Raw genomic sequence first — 20,671 nt, 5'->3', positions numbered from 1 at the left:
GACCGCCCCGCGGTCCAACTTTCTGTCCGCACCCCCAAGCCATAAAACAGTCCGTATTTCACCGCAACTGCGGAGGAGGACCGGGTGGATGGCGGGGTAGCTAAAAGAGCTCCGTCCCTAATTAGCTAAAGAGCCCCGTCCCCAATTAGCTACTTAGGCTCGGTCGATATCCATGCTGGCGATTAGGTTGATGTTGGTGTCTAGGAGGTTCTCTAGCACGACGTCGCCCATGCGGATGGGGGCCTCGACGACAACGCCGCGGATGAGGTCCATGGCTTGGGCGTGGAGTGCCAGCGGGATGGCTTCGGCCGTGCGCACGGGGAGCAGAGCTTCGTCGCCGCAGGAGACGGCCACGGTCGTCGTGAGCACGCGCATGGGGCAGGCGAGCTCCTGATGCGCGAACGTATCGCCGCGCGGGCAGTTGTTGCCGGTTACCGAGCGCACTTTCACCACGGCGCCATTGGCGTCGCGCTCCACCTCCACGGTCAGGAGGCACTCGGACGGGCAGGTGGTGCAGTTGAACTGCAATGTCTCGGTCACATTCGTGCTCATGACTCTACGCCTCCTCAACGGGATCGACGGAAAGGACAATCTCGCTGGCACCCAGGTCGAGCGCTTGTTTGATGACCTTTGCCGGCAGTGGGAAGCTTTCCATAACGCTCGGCTTAAACGCGCGGACCTTGCCGGCGAACAGTTTCTCGCCGTCGGCCAAGATCCTCACGCAGGCGGCATCGACTGGCCGGCGCACGCGGAAGTTCAGCTTGGTGAGCGCCGCAGCCGTAATGCGTCCCGGCAGTGCGTATCCCGCAATGCCGGCAGGGGAGACGGTGAGCTCGCAGTCCGGAACGGCGCCCGCGCCGGTTCCCAGCGCGTACGCCGCCGCAGCTGCGCCAGCTCTCTCGGACTCACACGTTACGTTGTCGGCCAGGTCGTGCACGTGCAGCACGTTGCCGCAGACAAAGATGCCCGGCACGCCCGTCTGCAAGCTCTGGTCCACCACGGCGCCGCGCGTACGTGGGTCCAGCTCCACGCCTGCGGCAACCGAAAGCTCGTTCTCGGGAATCAGCCCCACCGAAAGCAGCAGTGTGTCGCACGGAACGATGCGCTCGGTCCCGGGAATGGGTGCAAGATGGTCGTCGACTTGGCTCACCTCGACAGCCTCCACGCGATCGTGTCCAATCACGCGCGTGACCGTGGTCGACAGATGCAGCGGAATGCCAAAGTCGTCCAGGCAGTTCTTGACGTTGCGGCGCAGGCCGTTGGCGTACGGCATGAGCTCGTACACGCCCTCGACCGAAATCCCCTCGAGCGTGCAACGGCGCGCCATGATCAGCCCGATGTCACCCGAGCCCAAAATGACGGCGCGCGAGCCGGGTTTAAGGTTTTCGATATTGATGTATCGCTGCGCCAGGCCCGCCGTAAACACACCGGCGGGACGACTGCCGGGGATCTTGATCTCGCTGCGGGTGCGCTCACGGCAACCCATGGCAAGGACGACCGCGCGCCCGGTGAGCTGCAACATGCCGGCAGGGTTCATGAGCGTGACGGTATGGACCTCGGTGTCTTCTGCAGGCTCGCCTGAATCAATCCCAAGCACCATGCTGTTGAGGAACAGCGCAATGTCGGTTGCGTGCACCTGGTCGATAAAGCGCTGCGCGTACTCGGGACCGGTGAGCTCCTGTTTAAAGTGCGACAGGCCAAAGCCGGGGTGGATGCACTGGCGGAGGATTCCGCCCAGGTGCTGTTCGCGCTCCACGATGGCCACGCGTGCTCCGGCCTTATGCGCGGCCAGCGCTGCAGCCATGCCGGCGGGGCCTCCTCCGATGACGACCACGTCGAAGGCCTGCGTTGCTACCGACGCTATGGTTCCGGCCTCTGCGCGTTTGTTGCGCATATCAAACGTCGCCATTCTAGCGCACCCCTTCAGTGGTCCCTCGACCAGCCAAGATCCAGCATCTTCCAACAGCACTTCGCTGGGGTCGCAGGCCAACTCGCGCGCCAGGATCGCCACCACGCGGCTTTGGCAAAAGCCACTTTGACACCGACCCATGCCGGCGCGGCAGCGGCGCTTGACGCCCTCGACCGAAACCGCGCCCGGACGGCGTCGAATCGAGGCTACAATCTCGGCCTCGGGCACCGTCTCGCAGCGGCAGACGATCTGCCCCCACGCGGGATCGGACTCAATGAGTTCTTCCTTGCGCGCAAGCGGCGCGAGGTCAAAGTCGTCCTGCGCGCGGCGGATCGGGTTCCAATCGGCACGTTCGCGCAGGGCTACGCCGGAATTGCGCAGTGCCTGCTCCATGCGCTCGGCAATGGCCGGTGCGCTCGCCACGCCCGGCGACTGGATGCCCGCCGCCTGGAATAGCCCCGGCACCACGGCCGACTGCCCAATAAAAAAGTCGTTTGTACCCTGAATGACCGGGCGCCCGCCGGCGAACGCGCGCACCACGCGGCGCGTGTCCAGATCGGGCACCAGCTTGCGCGCACCGGTCAGGAGCGCGTTGATATCGGTCGCGTAGGTCTGTGTATCGCCCGGCTCGCGCACGGCGGCGGTCGCGGTAATCACGGTGTTGCCGTGTACGGTACCCGTGACGATAACGCCCTTGGACACCGGCGTGGGAACGGGGTAGAGTGGCATCAGCGCGCGCGGTTCTTTGTCCAGCACCACGATGTTGCCCTGGCGCCAGACCATCTGGAACTCCTCGGCGCCCGCCATATGCGAGATGTCCGCGGCGCCGTTGCCCGCGGCGTTGATCATGTAGCGGCAGCGCACGTCTCCGGCGGGCGTCGCCAACGTAAAGCGCACGTCGTCGCCCGAGCCCGCGATTTCAATCGCCTCCACCGGTGCGGAGCGCATAAACGTCACCCCGTTGGCCACGGCGTTCTCCAGCGCGGCGATGGCAACCTCAAACGGGTCGACAAACCCAGTCGATGGGCACCACAACGCGCACGTTGCATCGGCACTGGCGCGCGGCTCCAGCTCGTGGATGCGCTCGGGTCCGATGATCGACAGCTCGGGCACGCCGTTGGCATGGCCGTTGCACCGTAGCTGCTCCAGGCGCGCGCGGTCCTCGTCGTTAAAACCCAGCACCATCGACCCGGTGCGGCAGAACAGAAAGCCCAGCTCCTGCGCCCACGCACCGTACAACTCGCAGCCACGGGCGTTGACCTGCGCCTTAACCGTGTCCGGTGTCGGATCGTAGCCGGCGTGCACCAGGCCGCCGTTGGCTTTCGATGTTCCCAGCGCGATATCGTTGGCTGCCTCGACCACGCATATGGACAGGTCAAACCGCGCGAGCTGCCGCGCGATGGCGCATCCGGTGATGCCCGCGCCGACAATCGCGATATCAAACGTTTCGCTCACAGTGCCTCCCAGACGAGTTGACAGGCTGTCAATAAGACTATCCTACGGTCTATACATCCACAGCGCGGCGGCAATGCGGCGAACAGCCCCGCAACACCCGCCAACGGCAGACGAGGACCGCCCAGCACGGATGCCGGCCACGTTAGACCACGAGATCTTCCCACCCAACCTCGCGGTCGTCGCCGTTACATGTTACAGATTGAGATGTTGAGACCACAGGCGCACGTTCGTCTCGATCTGTAACAGTAGGAGGGGAATTGCGGTCCTACGTGTTACAGATCAAGACGTTAGCCCGTCGGGTTATTCGTATGTCTCGTTCTGTAACAGTTAGCTGATGATTTGGGTTCTAGATGTTACAGATCAAGACAAACCTTCCGGCGGATTTTGAATGTCTCGATCTGTAACAGTAAGAGGGGTTTTGGGGCCCAAGATGTTACAGATCGAGATTGAAGTCGGGGAGGGACCCCTGTGTCTCGATCTGTAACATCTAGACCCGGATTTCGCCTCCACCTGTTACAGATTGAGATGTTTGTGTCCGCGCCAGCCCAGCGTCTAGCCGTGGTCCCATATAAACAAACCCCGTGGTAAACTTGACCGGACTGTTAATATTCCGAAAGGTACCCGTAATGTCCAAGTACATCTCCGAGCTCATGTCGCCGCAGCTTATGGGCGTCGTCTATGCCTTCGTTGGCTTTATCATCGCCCTGTATGTGCTGTCGGTCGTCTATGTGTTCATCGACGCTCGCCGCCGCGGCGCCAGCGCCTACGTGGCATGGGGCATCATCGCCCTTATCCCGTTTGTGGGTCTCATTGCCTACCTGGTCCTGCGCCCGCACTCCTACGCGTCCGACCGCGAGGAGCAGGAGCTGGACATGGCCCTGCGTGAGCGCCAGCTTGCCCAGTATGGCACCTGCCCGCAGTGCGGCGCGCCCATCGAGAAGGACTTCGTCGTCTGCCCGGTGTGCGACACCCAGGTTCGCAACGTATGCCCCAGCTGCCATCGCCCGCTCGATGCGCACTGGAAGGTCTGCCCCTACTGCCGAACTCGCATCCAGTAACGCATCCATCGTCGGGTCGGCCGGAAGCCACGGGCGCCGCAAGCCACGCGCGCCCCACACTCCGCCCCCACACGATGAAGCATGCGTAGAAAATCGCCCGCCGTGCCATTAAGGTGCGGCGGGCGCTTGTATACCAAGGCAACCTGCCTATAATGATGCAAGTTAAAACGCCGAGCGCATCGCACGCACTTGCATCAGGCATCCGAGAGGAGAAAACATACCCATGAAGGCACTCTACAATGACGGTTCGGTGGCCGAGCTCCCACAGGACGAGGTCACGCACGTCATCCGCCACTCCGCCGCGCACATCATGGCGCAGGCCATCAAGCGCCTGTACCCCGAGGCCGACTTTGCCTACGGTCCCGCGACCGACAACGGCTTCTACTACGACGTCGACCTGCCCGAGGGCGTCAAGATCAGCGAGGACGACTTCCCCGCGATCGAGGCCGAGATGAAAAAGATCGTCAAGGAGAACCTCAAGTTCTCCGTGTACGAGAAGCCCCGCGCCGAGGCCATCGCCCTTATGGAGGAGCGCGGCGAGAAGTACAAGGTCGAGCACATCGGCGACCTGGACGACGACGCCCGCATCACCTTCTACCAGCAGGGCGACTACATCGACATGTGCGTCGGCCCCCACATCTGCTATACCAAGGCGCTCAAGGCCTTTAAGCTCACTGGCGTCTCGGGCGCCTACTGGAAGGGCGACAAGGACAACAAGATGCTCACCCGCATCAACGGCGTCGCCTTTGCCACCAAGGAAGAGCTCGACGAGCACATGCACATGCTGGAGGAGGCCAAGAAGCGCGACCACCGCAAGATCGGTCGCGAGATGGACCTCTTTATGATGCGTGACGAGGCCCCCGGCTTCCCGTTCTTCCTGCCCAACGGCATGATCCTTAAGAACACGCTGCTGGACTACTGGCGCGAGATCCACCACAAGGCCGGCTACGTGGAGATCTCCACGCCGCTCATCATGAACAAGCAGCTGTGGAAGACCTCGGGCCACTGGGACCACTACAAGGACAACATGTACTCCACCGTCATCGACGACGAAGAGTACTGCATTAAGCCCATGAACTGCCCGGGCGGCGTGCTGGTGTACGCCTCCAAGCCGCACTCTTACCGCGAGCTGCCCATCCGCGCCGGCGAGATTGGCCTGGTGCACCGCCACGAGCTGCGCGGTGCCCTGCACGGCCTGTTCCGCGTGCGCTGCTTTAACCAGGACGACGCCCACCTGTTTGTGCGTCCCGACCAGCTGACCGACGAGATCGTGGTCGTGGTCAACCTCATCGACTCCGTGTACCAGAAGTTTGGCTTTAAGTACCACGTTGAGCTTTCCACCCGCCCCGAGGACTCCATGGGTTCGGACGAGGATTGGGCGCGCGCCGAGGAGGGCCTGCGCACCGCTCTGGAGCAGCTGCACATGGACTACGAGGTCAACGAGGGCGATGGCGCCTTCTACGGCCCCAAGATCGACTTTCACCTGGAGGACTCGCTCGGTCGTACCTGGCAGTGCGGCACCGTCCAGCTCGACTTCCAGATGCCGCTCAACTTTGATCTGGAGTACGTGGACGCCGACGGTACCAAGAAGCGCCCCATCATGCTGCATCGCGTGTGCTTTGGCTCCATCGAGCGCTTCATCGGTATTCTGATTGAGCACTTTGCGGGCAAGTTCCCCACCTGGCTGGCTCCCGTGCAGGTCAAGGCACTTCCCGTCTCGGAGAAGAGCCGCGACTACGCCCACGAGGTGTGTGGCAAGCTGGAGGAGGCCGGCATTCGCGTGGTCTGCGACGACCGTGACGAGAAGATCGGCTACAAGATTCGCGAGGCCCGCAGCATCGACCGCGTGCCCTACATGCTCATCTTGGGCGAGAAGGAGGTCGAGGCCGGCAACATCTCCGTCCGCGATCGCTCCAACGAGACCGTTCAGATGAGCGTTGACGAGTTTATTGCCAAGGTGACCGAGGAGATCAAGACCCGCGCCTAAGGCAAACTTCATAACAATTAACAAAGGCGACCGTCCACACAGGGCGGTCGCCTTTTTTCATGCCGAAATAAGAAAAGCCGCTGGTTGAGCGGCTTTTTTTGTTGCACAAAAAGGTACAGGTTTTTATAGAGGGGTATGGAGATGTACCTACTAGCAGTACATTTTGTGTAATCTGGGCAAACGCTGATTAATTGCTCGTATAATTCGTCTGTAGAAAGATACAAAAACCTGTACTTTTGCGACTGCGCCTAGCTGCGAGCGAGAAGCCTGTTCTAAACGCCCCTGCATTTGCGTGCATCGCAAAGCCAAAAGAGGGGGGGGCGAGAACATGGAACAGACGGCACGGCGCCAAGAGCAGCTGCCGGGTGCTTTTAGCGGCGCCACCACCAACAGCCAGCACGGCCGCGTCCGCTGGTATCTGGTTCACACCCCCAATGGAAAAGAGCGCGAGACCTGCGAAAAGGTCCGCGCATTATCCCACACAACCTTATGCAGGACGCTTTTGTGACGCAAAAGGAGTTCTGGTTTAAGCGGGACGGCGCCTGGTCGCTCCAAACCAAGCCAATGTACAAGGAATATTTCTTCGTCGCAACGCACGATGCCGCTGCGCTCGATAGGGCCCTGGCCCAGTTGAGCTTTGGCTGTCGCATCGCCGGCAGTAGGGAGCGGGCGTACATGCCCATGCCGGACGATGCACAGGATTGGTATCGCAGCGTGCTCGATGACGACGGCGTGGTGCGTAACAGCGTTGCGCGCATAGAAGACGGCGTGCTGCACATAGAACACGGGCCCTTGGTGGGGCAAGAGGCCCGCGTAAAGAAGATAGACCGTCATAAGCGCTGGTGCCTGGTAGACGTGGGCGATGGTGGCTCCACTTTTAGGGAGCTGCTTGCGCTGGACGTTCCCAGCAAGACGTAAGGGAGACGTTGCACTAGCAAATTACTTGATTTTGGATTCATAGATGGGGGGGTTCCTGGGGACAGGAACGTAAGTTTTATTGTGGCTGCTAATAAAGAAGTGACAGAGAGCAATGCGCCCGCGGGGGCAGCGCTGATTGGTCAGGCTATGGACCAGCGTGAATGCACCGGTCGATATAAGGCTGTGCAATCCATCATGGACTGGGACAACTCGCGCCTGGCCTACCGTGCCGTCAAGCGCGCGTTCGACATCGTGTTCAGCGGCTGCGTGCTGGCCGTCATTGCCGTGCCGAGTCTGGTGCTTGCCGCGGCCATCCGCATGGAGAGCGAGGGCAGCCCCTTCTACAGCCAGATCCGCGTTGGTCAGACCCGCCCCGACGGCAGCCTGTCAACCTTCCGCATGTGGAAGTTCCGCTCCATGTACAAGGACGCCGACGAGCGCCTCGCCGAGCTCAAGGAGCAAAACGAGATCGCCGGCGCCATGTTCAAGATGAGGGAGGACCCCCGCGTCACCAAGATCGGGAAGTTCATCCGCAAGCACTCCATCGACGAGTTCCCGCAGTTCATTAACGTATTCCTGGGCCAGATGTCCGTCGTGGGTCCGCGCCCGCCGCTGCCTAATGAGGTTGCGGAGTACACCGAGTACGACCTGCAGCGCCTGGCCGTGAAGCCCGGGATAACCGGCTGGTGGCAGGTGACGGACCGCAATTCAACGGGTTTCGACGGAATGGTCCAGCGCGACCTTGAGTACATAGCCAAGCGCGGCGTCATCACGGATCTCAAGATCGTTCTACTCACTGTCGTCGAGGTAATTACGGGAAGCGGGGCGTGCTAGTGTCAGCCGGCAATCGTTATCCAATTCTGAACACGTATGTAAACGCCATCTCGCTTGACGAGACGGTGGATGAAATCGAGAAGATCATCGCGAGGGGCGTACCGACCCAGCATGTCGTAATCAACGCCTCCAAGGTCAACCTGATGGAGGCGGATCCCGAGCTCGCGTCAATCGTCAACGAATGCCCCCTGATCAACGCCGACGGCGCCTCGATCGTCTGGGCGGCGAAAAAGCTGGGGGTTCCTCTCGGGGAACGCGTCACGGGCATCGACCTGTTCCAGAGGCTTGTCGGGCTGGCGTCCGAGAAGGGCTACCACATCTACCTCTTCGGGGCGAAGGAAGAGGTGGTCACCAAGGTCAAAGCGATTTTCGAGGACAGGTACCCGGGCATCCAGATCGCAGGGTATCGCAACGGCTACTTCACCGAGGCGGACGAGCCCCAGATCGTATCCGATATGGCCGCCTCGGGAGCCGACATGATGTTCGTCGCTTTCTCCTCTCCCAAGAAAGAGTACTGGGTCCACAAGTACATCGACCAGATCGGAATCCCCTTCGTCATGGGCGTCGGCGGCAGCTTCGATGTTGTTGCCGGCGTAACCGACCGAGCTCCGACGTGGATGCAGAAGCACGGCCTGGAGTGGTTCTACCGCTTCATCCAGGAGCCCGGAAGGCTGTGGAAACGCTACATCATCGGCAACCTAAAATTCGTCGCCCTCACGTATAAATACAAGTTCGCTAAGAAAGGTGAATAGCAATGGTTAACGTTATCGGTCTCGGCTACATCGGCCTGCCCACCGCCCTCATGATGGCATCCCACGGCGTGGAGGTCGTGGGCACGGATTACAACGAGGAGCTCGTCGCCACGCTCAACGCCGGCAAGACTACCTTCAAGGAGGAGGGCCTGGACGAGCTGTTCGCCGACGCCCTGAAGTCCGGAATCAAGTTCTCCACCGACTACCAGGTCTGCGACACCTACATCGTCTCGGTCCCCACTCCCTACGACAAGCTAGACAAGAAGATCGACCCCTGCTACGTCGTGGCGGCCTGCAAGACCGTCCTCGAGGTCGCGCCCGAGGGCGCCGTGCTCGTAGTCGAGTCCACCGTCTCGCCCAACACCATCGACCGCTTCGTTCGCCTGCTACTCATAGAGGCCGGCCGCGAGGACGTCAGGCTCGTCCACGCCCCCGAGCGCATCATCCCGGGCAACATGGTCTACGAGCTGCTGCACAACAACCGCACCATCGGCGCCGACGACCCCGAGGTGGGCGAGGCCGTGGCGAAGGTCTACGCCAGCTTCTGCCAGGGCGAGATCTCCGTCACCGACATCCGCACCGCCGAGATGACCAAGGTCGTCGAGAACACCTTCCGCGCGGTGAACATCGCCTTCTCCAACGAGCTCGCCAAGATCTGCCGCATCGGCGGCATGGACGTCGCCGAGGTCATCCGCATCGCCAACAAGCACCCGCGCGTGAACATCCTCAACCCCGGCCCGGGCGTCGGCGGCCACTGCATCCCGGTCGACCCGTGGTTCCTGGTCGGCGACTACCCCGAGACGGCCAACTTCATCCGCCTCGCCCTGCAGACAAACGCCTCCATGCCCGAGTACGTCATGCACCGGGCCCACGAGGTCATGGTCGAGCGCGGCATCACGGACGCCTCGAAGGTCGGCATCTACGGCCTCACCTACAAGGAGAACGTCGACGACGTCCGCGAGTCCCCGACGCTGCAGATGCTCGAGTCCATGTCCGAGCACCTCTGCGCCGGCTCCGTCAAGGTCTACGACCCGTGGGTCGAGCGCGACGAGGTTCCCGGCCAGGTCCACTCTATGGATGAGTTCCTGGACGGACTGGAGATGGTGATCGTGATGGTCGGCCACTCCCAGGTCACGGACAACCCCGGCATCTTCGGCGAGCGCGTCCTCATCGACCCGCGCAACGTCTGCGGCGACGGAGAGAACGTCTACAAGCTGTAAGACCATGTGACTCTTCAGGAGAAATCGTTTTGAAGAAGGTAATGCTCGTCTTCGGCACCCGCCCGGAGGCAATCAAGATGTGCCCGCTCGCCAACGAGCTCAAGGCGCGTACGGATGAGTTCGAGACCGTCGTGACTGTGACCGGCCAGCACCGCGAGATGCTGGACCAGGTTCTGCGCGTCTTCGATGTGACTCCCGACCACGACCTGGCGATCATGAAGCCGGGCCAGACGCTGTTCGACGTGACGTGCGACGTGCTGCTTAAGCTCAAGGCCGTCCTCGAGGACGAGACGCCCGACGTGGTCCTGGTCCACGGCGACACCACGACCAGCTTCGCCGCGGCGCTCGCGTGTTTCTACCTGCAGATCCCCGTGGGGCATGTGGAGGCCGGCCTGCGCACGCACGACATCTACAGCCCCTGGCCGGAGGAGTTCAACCGCCAGGCGGTCGACATCGTGAGCGAGTACTACTTCGCACCCACGGAGGCGAGCAAGCAGAACCTGCTCGGCGAGGGCAAGCTCGAGTCCGGGATCTGGGTCACCGGCAACACCGGCATCGACGCACTGCGCACTACCGTGCGCGAGGGCTACTCCCACCCCGAGCTCGATTGGGCTGAGGGCTCCCGCCTCATCCTCATCACGGCGCATCGCCGCGAGAACTTGGGTGAGCCCATGCACCGCATGTTCCGCGCCATCCGCCGCGTGATGGAGGAGCATCCGGACACAAAGGCGATCTACCCCATCCACATGAACCCGCTCGTCCGCAAGGCGGCACACGAGGAGCTCGACGGCTTCGACCGCCTGCACATCATCGACCCGCTCGAGGTGCTCGATTTCCACAACTTCATGGCCGCGAGCCACCTCATCCTCACCGATTCCGGCGGTATCCAGGAGGAGGCCCCGAGTCTGGGCAAGCCGGTGCTCGTCATGCGCGACACCACGGAGCGCCCCGAGGGCGTGGCGGCCGGCACGCTGAAGCTCGTCGGCACCGAGGAGGACGTGATCTACCGCGAGTTCAGCCGCCTGCTCAGCGATCAGGCCGAGTACGAGGTCATGAGTCATGCGTCGAATCCTTACGGTGACGGACATGCGAGTGAGCGAATTGCGGACGTTATTGGAGGTAAATAGTGAAGCTAAAAAAGAGGTTTACTCTTTCTCTTAAAAACAACCTGCGCTTCATTCCTGATGAGGCATATATGCGTCTCTACTTCAAAGCCAAACTTCATTACGAGCCTGATTTCGAGTGTCCTAAGACATTCAATGAGAAGCTGCAGTGGTACAAGCTTAACTACCATAATCCAGTTTTGACTCAGCTCGCAGATAAATATGGCGTGCGCTCTTTCGTCGAACAACGTATTGGGTCCGAGTATCTTGTGCCACTTTTCGGTGTTTTCAATGCAGCTGAAGAGATCGATCTCGATAAATTGCCGGAGAAGTTTGTGCTTAAATGTACTCACGACTCGCAGAGCACATTTGTTTGCACGGATAAGTCGAATTTTGATTTTGTTGAGGCCAAGAAACGTCTGAATGTTGCCTTGCATAGAAACTGGTATTGGCAGGGCAGGGAGTGGGCTTATCTCGGTATCACGCCTCGCATTGTGGCGGAAGCATTTCTTGATGAACCTGGAAGAGCGACTCCGACTGATTACAAATTCTATTGTTTTGACGGTAAGGCAGCTCTTGTTCAGACGGACGCCGATCGTTTCACTAATCATGAAATGCAGTACTTTTCTACTGAATGGGAGCAGCGTGGCGATATCGACCATGAGGTATCTGAGCATGAGCCTACTGTAAAGCCCGAGAACTACGAACTTATGCTTGAGCTTTCCGAGAAACTCTCTGATGGTTTCCCTCACGTGCGGGTTGACTGGTACAACATTAGCGGTAAACCTTACTTTGGCGAGATGACTTTCTATACCGGAGGCGGATACGATCCCTTCTATGCTCTAGAGGAGCAACCCGATAGACTTGACCGAGAGCTTGGCGATTTGTTTGTTTTGCCAACTGTTTCCCATTTAGAAAAGTACTGCGATTGGTCTTGCCCTTCTTCTAAAAGATCTTTAGGTGCTGATAATGCCTAAAGTGTTGATGATTGGCCCGAGTCTTGATGCTATGGGTGGCATCTCCACGGTTGAAAACAACATTATGAAGTGGTCGAATCGTAACGAAGGTTCAATAGAATTCATTTCGACAACTGCTGAGGGCGGGAAGTTCAAGAAGCTCTCCATTGCCCTTGTGGCTTATATGAAATATCTCAGTAGGCTCAACGCGTGCGATCTCGTACATGTGCATATGGCGTCTCGTGGCAGCTATCGCCGAAAAAAGATCTTCATGAGGGCGGCCTTCTTTCGAAACAAACCCGTTCTTCTCCATCTGCATGGTAGCGAGTTCGGTGTTTGGTTTGACGAAGAATGTAGCGAGGCTGAGAGACGCGATATCTCGCATTCCTTTGAATGTTGCTCAAAGGTGGTCGTTCTGTCGGAGGAGTGGAAGGAATTCCTTCTAAAAAGGCACATCTGTTCCTTGGATCGTATCGTGGTGGTGCATAACGCCGTTGACGTTCCTGAGGTTAACGCTATTGATTATTCGTGCAATACGGTTTTGTTCATGGGGCGTCTTGATGCGCGCAAGAGTCCGGATTTACTTTTGCGCGCTGCTAAGCGCGTTCTTAAGACTCATCCCGATGCGCGTTTTGTCTTTGGCGGAGACGGGGATGTGCCAGCATATGAACAACTGGCGGATGAACTTGGAATTGGTGACAGGTGCAGCTTTATAGGCTGGGCTAAAGGTGAAAAAAAAGACGAAGCCTTTCGCAACAGTAGCATGTTCTGCCTTCCTTCGAAGAATGAGGGCATGCCTATGAGTGTGCTTGAGGCAATGTCGTACGGACTTGCTACCATTGCGACTCCTGTCGGGGGTATTCCACAAGTCATTACCGACGGCGTAGACGGAATTATGTTTCCAGTTGATGATGTTGATGCGTTGGCCACTAAGCTCGAGAATCTCATGAGCGATATCTCTTACAAGGAAATGATTGGAATTCAGGGACGAGCTCGAATAAAAGATGCCTTTTCCCTTACGGCGTTTATGAACCGGCTTGGCATGGTTTACGAAGATATTTGCCGGTGAGACTCGCTTTCTTGGACGATATTGGAGACCCGTCAGACTCCGTTTCTTATTTCCAAGTTGCACATTTAGGAGCGTGACGATGGATAAGACTATTCATTACTGCTGGTTCGGAGGCAATCCGCTCTCTGAGACTGCTGTGAGGTCCTTGGCTTCGTGGGAGAAGTTTGCGCCTGGGTTTGAGGTCAAGCAGTGGAATGAGGATAACTTCGACTTCGCATCATGCTCTTGGTCAAGGGGCGCGTATGCGGCGGGCCTCTGGGCATTTGTGTCGGACTACGCTCGCTTTAAGGTCTTGTATGAGTACGGCGGCATCTATATGGATATCGGCAGCGAGCTCATACGAGACATATCGCCTCTCATGGAAAGCATTCCTTTCACTGCAATCGAAGAATCCTCGTTGACTGCCACCACCGGCTTGATTGTTGCTGTTGAGCCTCATGACCCTGTAATTCGCGCATGCGTGGAACGATATGAGTCGATGGAGTTCTCCTGTGATCCTGATTTTCTCGACAAGATCACGGTGAATGAGGTATTCACTGCTGAGCTTCAAAAAATCGGCTTTGAACGCGTGAATAAAGAGCAGCATTTCGGTGGCTGGCTTGCCTTGGACTCCAAAGCGTTCAACCCCGTTTACGGTTTCGGCGGTTATCACATCAAGCGTGAAACCTACAGCATCCATCGCTCTTCGGGAAGCTGGGTTGAGCCCAAATATCGCATCAAGCGGAAGGTTGTGCGTAAGTGTTCCCCTTTCATTGGGCGAAGGCTTTCGCAGATTTTGGGTCGAATTCTTATGGAGCTTAGTGACGGTGGCTTGGTTGTAGGAACTAAGAGAATCTTTGGCGTTGTTCGCGAAAAGATTGCTAGAGGAGAGAGAAGTTAGAGTGGACGTATTCGCTAAAGATACTTATCACTATTTCGGTACGCAAGGCGTAAAGCTCGGCCGGTTATTAGGTGATTTTGGCTACCGCTATGTTTTCTATCTAAGGATGTGTCAGACAGGGGGTTTGCGAAAACTCCTCTTCACGCTTCCGAGGAAACATCTTTCCAGGAAGTGTGGACTCGAGATTTCGCCATCAACTCAAATTGGTGAAGGCTTCTACATTGGTCACCCTTACGGCATTACTGTAAACGCCGGCGCGAAGTTCGGCCGTAACGTGAACATCCATAAGGGATGCACCATCGGCCAAGAAAACCGTGGCCATAGAAAGGGCGTCCCTACGATTGGTGACCGCGTATATCTCGGTATTAACTCGACGGTTGCAGGTAATGTGACCATTGGAAACGATGTCTTTATTGCCTCCAATACCTTTGTTAACCAGGATATTCCCGATCATTCGATAGTCATTGGCAACCCGTGCAAGATTATCGAAACCGATAACGCTACTGAAGGTTACATCATCAATTTGGTTTAACGAGCTTGCGAATAGTTAGGCGGTAAGATATTGAAACGCATAGGCATCCTCACATTTTCGAATACCGTAAATTATGGTGCTTCGCTACAAGCATGTGCTCTGCGCAGGACCGTGATGTCGTTGGGCTGCGACTGCGAAGTGCTCAATTACAGCAATAAGGAACTCGATGATCGAGAGTTGGGTACGTGCTTCTCGTTCAATCCTTCGGATGCCGTTCGCTATTTCCTTCGCAGGGGTTTTGAGCGCCAGAGGCTTAATTCGTTCAGTCGATTTGCTAAGCGCAATCTAAGCCCTACGGGAAAGCTGGATAAGCAAGCTCTTATTGATAGAGCCAAGAGCCTCGACTGCGTCCTCATTGGCAGCGATCAGGTTTTCAATCCTCGGGTTAATGGGCATGACCCAGTCTTCTTGGGTGAAGGCATCGCTGAAGTTACAAAGGTCGCGTCTTATGCTGCCAGTCTGGGAGATGCGACGGCGGAATCCATTTTGGCATGCGATGAAGGCGCGGCCGACAGGCTGGCAAAGTTCACTGGTCTTTCCGTTAGGGAACCGAGCTCTATGGAGGTCCTTAGCGAGATGGGGCTCGAATCTGTATTTATGCCTGATCCGACCCTGCTTCTTACGGGCGATGACTGGTCGGCGTTAGCCTCAGATGACGGCTTGGATTCGATACCTCAATCCTATGTTCTGCTTTATACGCTTAACTCTGAGCAAAAACTCGTGGATCGAGCTAGGAAGATCGCCAGCGAGCTCGGCGTTCCTGTCGTCTGCATTCATTACAACACGAAGAAATTCCCCGGCATGATTAACGTGAGGGGTATCGGTCCGGCTGCTTTCTTGAAGCTTGTTAGTGAGGCGTCGTTTGTTTGCACGGACTCCTTCCACGGCGCCTGCTTCTCCATGAATTTCAATAAGTCGTTTGTCGTTAAAACGTCGGACTCCGCCGTTCAGAGTAACGTCAGGATTACAGACCTGCTCGCACGTTATGGAATTGAGGGTTGTCTGTATCGAGACGAGGTCGTTACTTCGGCTGTTGACTATGGTCATGCAAACCAGACCCTCTCACATGACCGTGATACAGCGCGTGCCTTTATCGCTCGCTGCATTGGATTGTAGGTGTCGTTTCTGGCTTATGTTTGCAAAGAATACTTTTTGGAACTTGGTCTACCAGTTGACCGCTATCGTTGCCGGCTTCCTCGTCCCAAGGGCGATTATTGGCGTATATGGATCCGAGGTTAACGGTCTGGTGACCTCTCTAACTCAGTTTATTGGTTATTTCGCACTTGTCGAAGCTGGTATTTCTGGTGCGGCGACCTTCGCTCTATATAAGCCTATTGCTAAGGGCGACTGGGATGGGATTAACGTCGTGGCTTCGGCCTCGAAGGTCTTTTATCAGAAGTCGGGCATGTTGTTTCTTGTCTTGCTGGTTGGCCTTTCGGTCGTTTATCCCATATTTGTCTCGGTAGGTTCGCTTGCGCCTTGGGAGATCATGGTGCTTACCTTCCTGTTGGGTGCCAAGATCGTCGTGGATTTCTTTTCCCTCGCCAAGTACCAAGTTTTCCTTACCGCCGATCAAAAGAACTGGCTCATTCAACTCGCATCGACGGTCTTCACGCTGGTTAACACGGCCGTCATTTTCTTGTTTGCCTATCTCCATGCTCCTGTTGTCGCTGTCTATGCGTTGGCTCTCTCTGCGGTTTTTGCGCGCAGCCTGATTCTCGCTCTGTATACACGCCGCCATTATCCGAAGCTCAATTGCAAGGTTGATTACGGTGACTATCAGCTACCCCAGAGATGGGATGCGTTGTTTCTCCAAATCTTGGGAGCCGTTCAGTCGGGCGCGCCCGTTATTTTGGCGACCTTCCTCTGTGGGAGCATGAGTGAAGTTAGCGTTCTTGCTGTTTACATGCTCGTATCTACGGGGCTACAGATGATTCCGAATGTCCTTGGTACAGGGCTTCAGGCGCTCTTTGGTCGACAGATTGCTGAGGGAGACTACGAGGGTCTTCGGTCTTCCTATAAGCCATATCGAGCGCTTGTGTACGCAGTCTCCGCTGTGGCATGCGGATGTGCTTTTTCATTGATTATGCCGTTTGTTGATTTGTATGCAGGCGGGTTTCACGATGCAAATTACCACAATGTCCTGCTCGGTTTCCTCGTCGTCCTAAATGTTTTTCTCTATCATGGCAAGTCGTCCCAGGGCCTACTTGTAATTGCTGCTGGCATGTACCGTGAGACTAGGGCGCAGACCTGCTTGCAGGCTGCAATCATTATCGTCTTGGGTATCCCACTCACAATGCGTTTTGGGGTCGTCGGCACAATTGCTGCGTCCTGCGTATCCAATCTATACCGCGTGATTGACCTTTTGCTCTACGAGCCTCGTAAAATCTCGAAGGACTCTCTTTCGAGTTCGTTTTGGTCGTTTGGCGTGTATGTATTACAGACCGTTCTTGTGGCCATGCCTGGCTATTTACTGTCTTGCTTCGCTGGAAGTTGGACAGGATGGATTGCGGTCGCCATCGGTCTTGTCATTTGGGGCGCAGTCGCCGCATGCGCGACGCTCTATTTCTTCGACAGGCCTAGCTATAGTTCGATTATTGGTCGTTTTATGAGGATTAAATAGGATGAATTATTTCAGCGCGTCTAGGGCCGGTGTTGAGTCTTGCTCTGAGTTAGAGCGACGCTTTTCCCTAAATGATGGGTCCATGGTGTTCATTCCACTGCTCTTTTACGCCTTTTTCTGCCAATCGCTCGCTGCTTCTGCGCTTGCACTCGATGTCTGCCTCCTGCTATCTGCTACGGCGTTTCTCCTGCATTTTGTGACTAACAGAAGATTTGCTTGCAAAAGATTTGGCCTTGAGCTGGCTTGGGCACCTTTCTTTGTGCTGTTCTTTATTCATAGTTTGATATACGGTGTGGCTAATTTAACCCTGCTCGTAGTTTATACGCTTCTATTTCTGTGCATGTATGTTGCGGCAGGCGAGCGATCCTGGGTCACTTCATGCCTTAGGGTTCTTGTCGCCTTTGCAGCATTTCATGCGTTCTGCACCATCGTCTTCTGGCTAGTCCCCGCACTTTATCTGCCAGTTAAATCTGCCTTCTTTTCAGGTAGCTATATGGCTAGGGACTATCGCTCTGGCTTCACGGCGCACTACAGCACTAATTCGATTTATTTGAGTTTGGGTCTCGTCTCTTGGGCCTGTGGTCTTGCTGGTAGCAGGGAAAAGGTTCGGATTAAAGATTTGATGCTGAGCCTGATGCTCTTGCTTGCACTTTTTCTGACTACTAAGCGGGGTCCTTTGGTTGCATCCGTTGCTGCTATCGTCATCTCGTATCTGTTCGTAAATAGAAAGAAGCTTACCGGGACGATGCTCAAGACCTTGGTTGTTGCTGCAATCGCTGTAATAGCTGTCGGCGTTCTTGCTACGTTTGTTCCCGCTGTTCAGGCGACTCTTGAGAGGTTTATTGAGCTTTCAGATGATGAAACGGGCAATGGCAGAAGCTATTTGTACGATTGCGCTTGGAGTATGTTTTATGCAAAACCCTTACTTGGTTGTGGTTGGGGGACTTATTCCAAGTATGTTGCCACTACCTCCCTTGGTGCAATGTACAGCAATCTTGGCTTTTCGTCGATGAGTGCTCACAACGTATACCTTCAGTTGCTTGCCGAGACGGGTGTGATTGGCCTTGCGGCTTTTGTTGTGCCCGCGTTTCTCTCCATCCTTGCAGCCATGCATCGATCTGAATCTCTTTTAGAGGAAGGTCCTTATGGGGACTCCTTTTGCTTGTGGGCCTGTTTGGGTGTTCAGATTTTCTTTCTAATTTATTGCTTTTCAGGCAACCCTTTATACGATCCGCAGTGCTACATACCGTATTTCATTTCATGTGTGGCGGCGTTTGCTATTTGCGGCTCAGACAAGATGATTCTTAACGATAGGGAGGGATTCCATGGATATCTGCAAAGATAGTCAACGCTGTACCGGGTGCTCTGCGTGTCTGTCTGTGTGTCCTCGATCGGCGATTCAGATTGTAGAAGACTCTCATGGGTTTTACCGTCCGAAGATTGACGAATCAAAATGTGTTGAGTGCGGTTTGTGCCAGAGGGTATGTCCGGCTAATGGTTTGACGAGCGACGATCTGAAGATGAACTATCGTCGGGTATTGGCTTATCAGGCTGACGACGCCGAACGCGCAAAAAGTTCCTCGGGTGCCGCGTTTTGGACCTTGGCTACTTACGTCCTAAATAATGGCGGCGTCGTTTACGGCGCTTGCTTCGATGAAGATTTCCGCGTTGTTCAGCGGCGTTGTGCCTCTGTTGACGACGCGCAATCTTGTCGAGGCTCAAAATACTCACAGGGCTTCGTTGGCTCTTCATATGTCGAAGCATATAACGACTTGAAACAAGGTCTTGACGTGCTCTACAGCGGAACCCCATGCCAAATTGCGGGTCTTAGGAGTTTTCTGTCTAAGAAAAACTATTCCGGACAGTTGGTTACCTGCGATTTAATCTGCCATGGCACACCTAGTAATCGTATGTTCCGCGAATACATTTCCTTTTTGGAAAAAAAGTCCGGAAAGAAGGTCATCAAATATTTTCATCGCCCCAAGGACAGAGGTTGGGGAGTCCATGTCGAGAAGGCTCTCTTGGACGACGGCACTGCTCTCTATGACACGATTGAATCTAATACTTGGCGAGATGTGTTCTATAGCAATAACGCTTTAAATTCCAGCTGTTATAACTGCGCCTATACCGACGTCAACAGGGTTTCCGACTTTACTCTTGCTGATTTTCTTGGCGTCGATCGAGTTCGCAAAGGTTTTAATGATCATAAGGGACTTTCTGTTGTTATGGTTAATAGTGAGCTAGCCGAGCGTATTGTCGCATCTGGTGTATTTGAGCCCGGCGTAACAGATATATCTCTTGAAGAGGTGCTGCCCGGTAATCCGATGCTGGAGAGGTCGTCCTCTCCGCAGGGTAACGTTGATGGTTTCTGGAAGGCTTATGAGCATAAGGGGTTCGAGGGCACTGCTCGGTTTGTTGGCGCCTACGGCTTCGTGAAATCTCTCAAGACTCTTGTGAAACAGCTTATTAAAAGGAAATAGTTACTAGGGGCGTTTCTCTTGAATTTAATGGACTTTGTTGAGCATGTGGCGACCTGGATTTATGTCCGGGGTAAGTTGGCGTTTCTTGCAGGGAGATTCCCTGGCCAGATAACCATGACGAAGGCTTTCAGGCGACCGTTTTATTGTCGCGTATCGGATAAAGGCGTTATTAGCGTCGGTGAACGAACGTCTTTCAATTACGGTTGCGTCCTGATTGCTCATGAACGAATTGAGATTGGTAGAGGCTGCCTATTTGGTCCAAACGTCCATGTGTATGACTTCGACCACGGTATGTCGCAGGATGGGATCATGTATCGGGACCAGCCGACTACGACAGCGCCCGTGCATATTGGCGACAACGTCTGGCTTGGCGCGAATGTCGTGGTGCTTAAAGGTGTGGCCATTGGCGATAATGCGGTCATCGCTGCGAATAGCGTTGTTTCTAAAGATGTACCCGCGAATATGCTATTTCACGAAAAACGGGATCTAGTTTACAGAGAGCTTCGATAGGTTGCTGGATTGGCTTTCAATTCACGATGTACGCTGATCCGATAAAGCAGTATTGATAATGGCTTAATTGGATTAAAGCGTGCTTGCATTAGGGGTATCGGCTTGGGTCGATACCCCTTTTTAACCGGTTTGAAACCGCATCACTGGTAACGTCAAGTTTTTTGGAAATTGACAACCACATGACGGAGCACGGTCCGCGCTCTGTCATGTGGTCTCTGGCGGCTAAGCAGCGAATCACAGACGAATGGGATACGTGCCGAATTTGCGAACATCGTAACGGTCGACGAGGAACTGCTGTGCAAGGAAATGAAGACTCCTCCGAGGAAGACCATCGAGGAGGCGCCCAGTGAGTATTTGCCCGCATGAGCACCGCTGAATATTGCGA

Annotated in this window: 18 protein-coding genes and 1 pseudogene; 17 read left to right on the top strand and 2 right to left on the bottom strand. The window is 55.8% G+C overall.

Annotated elements, in window-relative coordinates:
- Positions 1-153: 153 nt before the first annotated feature.
- Positions 154-552, bottom strand: a complete 399-nt coding sequence (locus tag DWZ52_RS09160) for a DUF1667 domain-containing protein (RefSeq protein WP_118385393.1) — start codon at positions 550-552, stop codon at positions 154-156.
- A 4-nt stretch (positions 553-556) separates the two neighbouring features.
- Positions 557-3,364: an FAD-dependent oxidoreductase gene (locus tag DWZ52_RS10340; protein WP_370448284.1), complete on the bottom strand. Its 2,808-nt coding sequence runs from the start codon at positions 3,362-3,364 to the stop codon at positions 557-559.
- Positions 3,365-3,990: 626 nt separating this feature from the next.
- Here DWZ52_RS10340 and DWZ52_RS09145 point away from each other — a divergent pair.
- From DWZ52_RS09145 to DWZ52_RS10335, 17 genes and pseudogenes are all read left to right on the top strand, one after another.
- Positions 3,991-4,422 carry a zinc ribbon domain-containing protein gene (locus DWZ52_RS09145; RefSeq protein WP_055251579.1) on the top strand — a complete coding sequence of 144 codons (432 nt, stop codon included), beginning with the start codon at positions 3,991-3,993 and terminating at the stop codon, positions 4,420-4,422.
- 223 nt (positions 4,423-4,645) lie between these two features.
- The gene (gene thrS, locus DWZ52_RS09140) at positions 4,646-6,409 is read left to right on the top strand and encodes a threonine--tRNA ligase (protein WP_118385392.1); all 1,764 of its coding nucleotides are present in this window, start codon (positions 4,646-4,648) and stop codon (positions 6,407-6,409) included.
- A gap of 328 nt (positions 6,410-6,737) precedes the next feature.
- Positions 6,738-6,917, top strand: coding sequence for a hypothetical protein (locus DWZ52_RS09965; protein ID WP_158572440.1), 180 nt, complete (start codon positions 6,738-6,740; stop codon positions 6,915-6,917).
- Positions 6,914-7,327: a hypothetical protein gene (locus tag DWZ52_RS09135; RefSeq protein WP_147352157.1), complete on the top strand. Its 414-nt coding sequence runs from the start codon at positions 6,914-6,916 to the stop codon at positions 7,325-7,327. The genes DWZ52_RS09965 and DWZ52_RS09135 overlap by 4 nt, the downstream gene beginning before the upstream one ends.
- 147 nt (positions 7,328-7,474) lie before the next feature.
- Entirely contained in the window at positions 7,475-8,161 is a 687-nt protein-coding gene (locus DWZ52_RS09130; RefSeq protein ID WP_117639253.1) for a sugar transferase, read from the top strand.
- The gene (locus DWZ52_RS09125; protein ID WP_199579240.1) at positions 8,161-8,913 is read left to right on the top strand and encodes a WecB/TagA/CpsF family glycosyltransferase; all 753 of its coding nucleotides are present in this window, start codon (positions 8,161-8,163) and stop codon (positions 8,911-8,913) included. Before DWZ52_RS09130 ends, DWZ52_RS09125 begins: the two co-directional genes overlap by 1 nt.
- Before the next feature lie 2 nt (positions 8,914-8,915).
- Positions 8,916-10,133 carry a nucleotide sugar dehydrogenase gene (locus tag DWZ52_RS09120; protein ID WP_118385389.1) on the top strand — a complete coding sequence of 406 codons (1,218 nt, stop codon included), beginning with the start codon at positions 8,916-8,918 and terminating at the stop codon, positions 10,131-10,133.
- A gap of 29 nt (positions 10,134-10,162) precedes the next feature.
- Complete coding sequence (gene wecB / locus DWZ52_RS09115) at positions 10,163-11,260, top strand: non-hydrolyzing UDP-N-acetylglucosamine 2-epimerase (RefSeq protein ID WP_117639259.1); 1,098 nt, start codon at positions 10,163-10,165, stop codon at positions 11,258-11,260.
- Positions 11,260-12,213, top strand: a complete 954-nt coding sequence (locus tag DWZ52_RS09110; protein WP_117773585.1) for an ATP-grasp fold amidoligase family protein — start codon at positions 11,260-11,262, stop codon at positions 12,211-12,213. Before wecB ends, DWZ52_RS09110 begins: the two co-directional genes overlap by 1 nt.
- Entirely contained in the window at positions 12,206-13,261 is a 1,056-nt protein-coding gene (locus tag DWZ52_RS09105) for a glycosyltransferase family 4 protein (RefSeq protein ID WP_117776314.1), read from the top strand. Before DWZ52_RS09110 ends, DWZ52_RS09105 begins: the two co-directional genes overlap by 8 nt.
- A 79-nt stretch (positions 13,262-13,340) precedes the next feature.
- Positions 13,341-14,141 carry a glycosyltransferase family 32 protein gene (locus tag DWZ52_RS09100; protein ID WP_117773583.1) on the top strand — a complete coding sequence of 267 codons (801 nt, stop codon included), beginning with the start codon at positions 13,341-13,343 and terminating at the stop codon, positions 14,139-14,141.
- A 1-nt stretch (position 14,142) separates the two neighbouring features.
- Positions 14,143-14,673, top strand: a complete 531-nt coding sequence (locus DWZ52_RS09095; RefSeq protein ID WP_199579237.1) for a serine O-acetyltransferase — start codon at positions 14,143-14,145, stop codon at positions 14,671-14,673.
- Positions 14,674-14,703: 30 nt separating this feature from the next.
- Positions 14,704-15,789 carry a polysaccharide pyruvyl transferase family protein gene (locus DWZ52_RS09090; protein WP_158572439.1) on the top strand — a complete coding sequence of 362 codons (1,086 nt, stop codon included), beginning with the start codon at positions 14,704-14,706 and terminating at the stop codon, positions 15,787-15,789.
- A 16-nt stretch (positions 15,790-15,805) separates the two neighbouring features.
- Positions 15,806-17,296 (top strand): lipopolysaccharide biosynthesis protein, encoded by a 1,491-nt coding sequence (locus DWZ52_RS09085; protein ID WP_117639269.1) that lies wholly within the window; start codon positions 15,806-15,808, stop codon positions 17,294-17,296.
- A gap of 82 nt (positions 17,297-17,378) precedes the next feature.
- The gene (locus DWZ52_RS09080; RefSeq protein WP_199579234.1) at positions 17,379-18,641 is read left to right on the top strand and encodes an O-antigen ligase; all 1,263 of its coding nucleotides are present in this window, start codon (positions 17,379-17,381) and stop codon (positions 18,639-18,641) included.
- Positions 18,622-19,776 (top strand): Coenzyme F420 hydrogenase/dehydrogenase, beta subunit C-terminal domain, encoded by a 1,155-nt coding sequence (locus DWZ52_RS09075; protein ID WP_118385385.1) that lies wholly within the window; start codon positions 18,622-18,624, stop codon positions 19,774-19,776. Before DWZ52_RS09080 ends, DWZ52_RS09075 begins: the two co-directional genes overlap by 20 nt.
- A gap of 348 nt (positions 19,777-20,124) precedes the next feature.
- Positions 20,125-20,229, top strand: a pseudogene (locus DWZ52_RS10335) (DapH/DapD/GlmU-related protein); the annotation flags it as partial.
- Positions 20,230-20,671: the final 442 nt, after the last annotated feature.

This window comes from Collinsella sp. AF33-16 (assembly GCF_003475325.1).
GTDB lineage: Bacteria > Actinomycetota > Coriobacteriia > Coriobacteriales > Coriobacteriaceae > Collinsella.
The sequence above is the reverse complement of the archived record's forward strand: the minus strand, read 5'-3'. Positions and strand labels throughout refer to the sequence as shown.

What these genes read in the sequence shown, in the direction of transcription:
- DWZ52_RS09160 (WP_118385393.1), bottom strand. Translation starts at nt 552, where the DNA reads ATGAGCACGAATGTGACCGAGACATTGCAGTTCAACTGCACCACCTGC.
- thrS (WP_118385392.1), top strand. Translation starts at nt 4,646, where the DNA reads ATGAAGGCACTCTACAATGACGGTTCGGTGGCCGAGCTCCCACAGGAC.
- DWZ52_RS09145 (WP_055251579.1), top strand. Translation starts at nt 3,991, where the DNA reads ATGTCCAAGTACATCTCCGAGCTCATGTCGCCGCAGCTTATGGGCGTC.
- DWZ52_RS09130 (WP_117639253.1), top strand. Translation starts at nt 7,475, where the DNA reads ATGGACCAGCGTGAATGCACCGGTCGATATAAGGCTGTGCAATCCATC.
- DWZ52_RS09120 (WP_118385389.1), top strand. Translation starts at nt 8,916, where the DNA reads ATGGTTAACGTTATCGGTCTCGGCTACATCGGCCTGCCCACCGCCCTC.
- DWZ52_RS09080 (WP_199579234.1), top strand. Translation starts at nt 17,379, where the DNA reads ATGGTGTTCATTCCACTGCTCTTTTACGCCTTTTTCTGCCAATCGCTC.
- DWZ52_RS09075 (WP_118385385.1), top strand. Translation starts at nt 18,622, where the DNA reads ATGGATATCTGCAAAGATAGTCAACGCTGTACCGGGTGCTCTGCGTGT.
- DWZ52_RS09965 (WP_158572440.1), top strand. Translation starts at nt 6,738, where the DNA reads ATGGAACAGACGGCACGGCGCCAAGAGCAGCTGCCGGGTGCTTTTAGC.
- DWZ52_RS09105 (WP_117776314.1), top strand. Translation starts at nt 12,206, where the DNA reads ATGCCTAAAGTGTTGATGATTGGCCCGAGTCTTGATGCTATGGGTGGC.
- DWZ52_RS09085 (WP_117639269.1), top strand. Translation starts at nt 15,806, where the DNA reads ATGTTTGCAAAGAATACTTTTTGGAACTTGGTCTACCAGTTGACCGCT.
- DWZ52_RS09100 (WP_117773583.1), top strand. Translation starts at nt 13,341, where the DNA reads ATGGATAAGACTATTCATTACTGCTGGTTCGGAGGCAATCCGCTCTCT.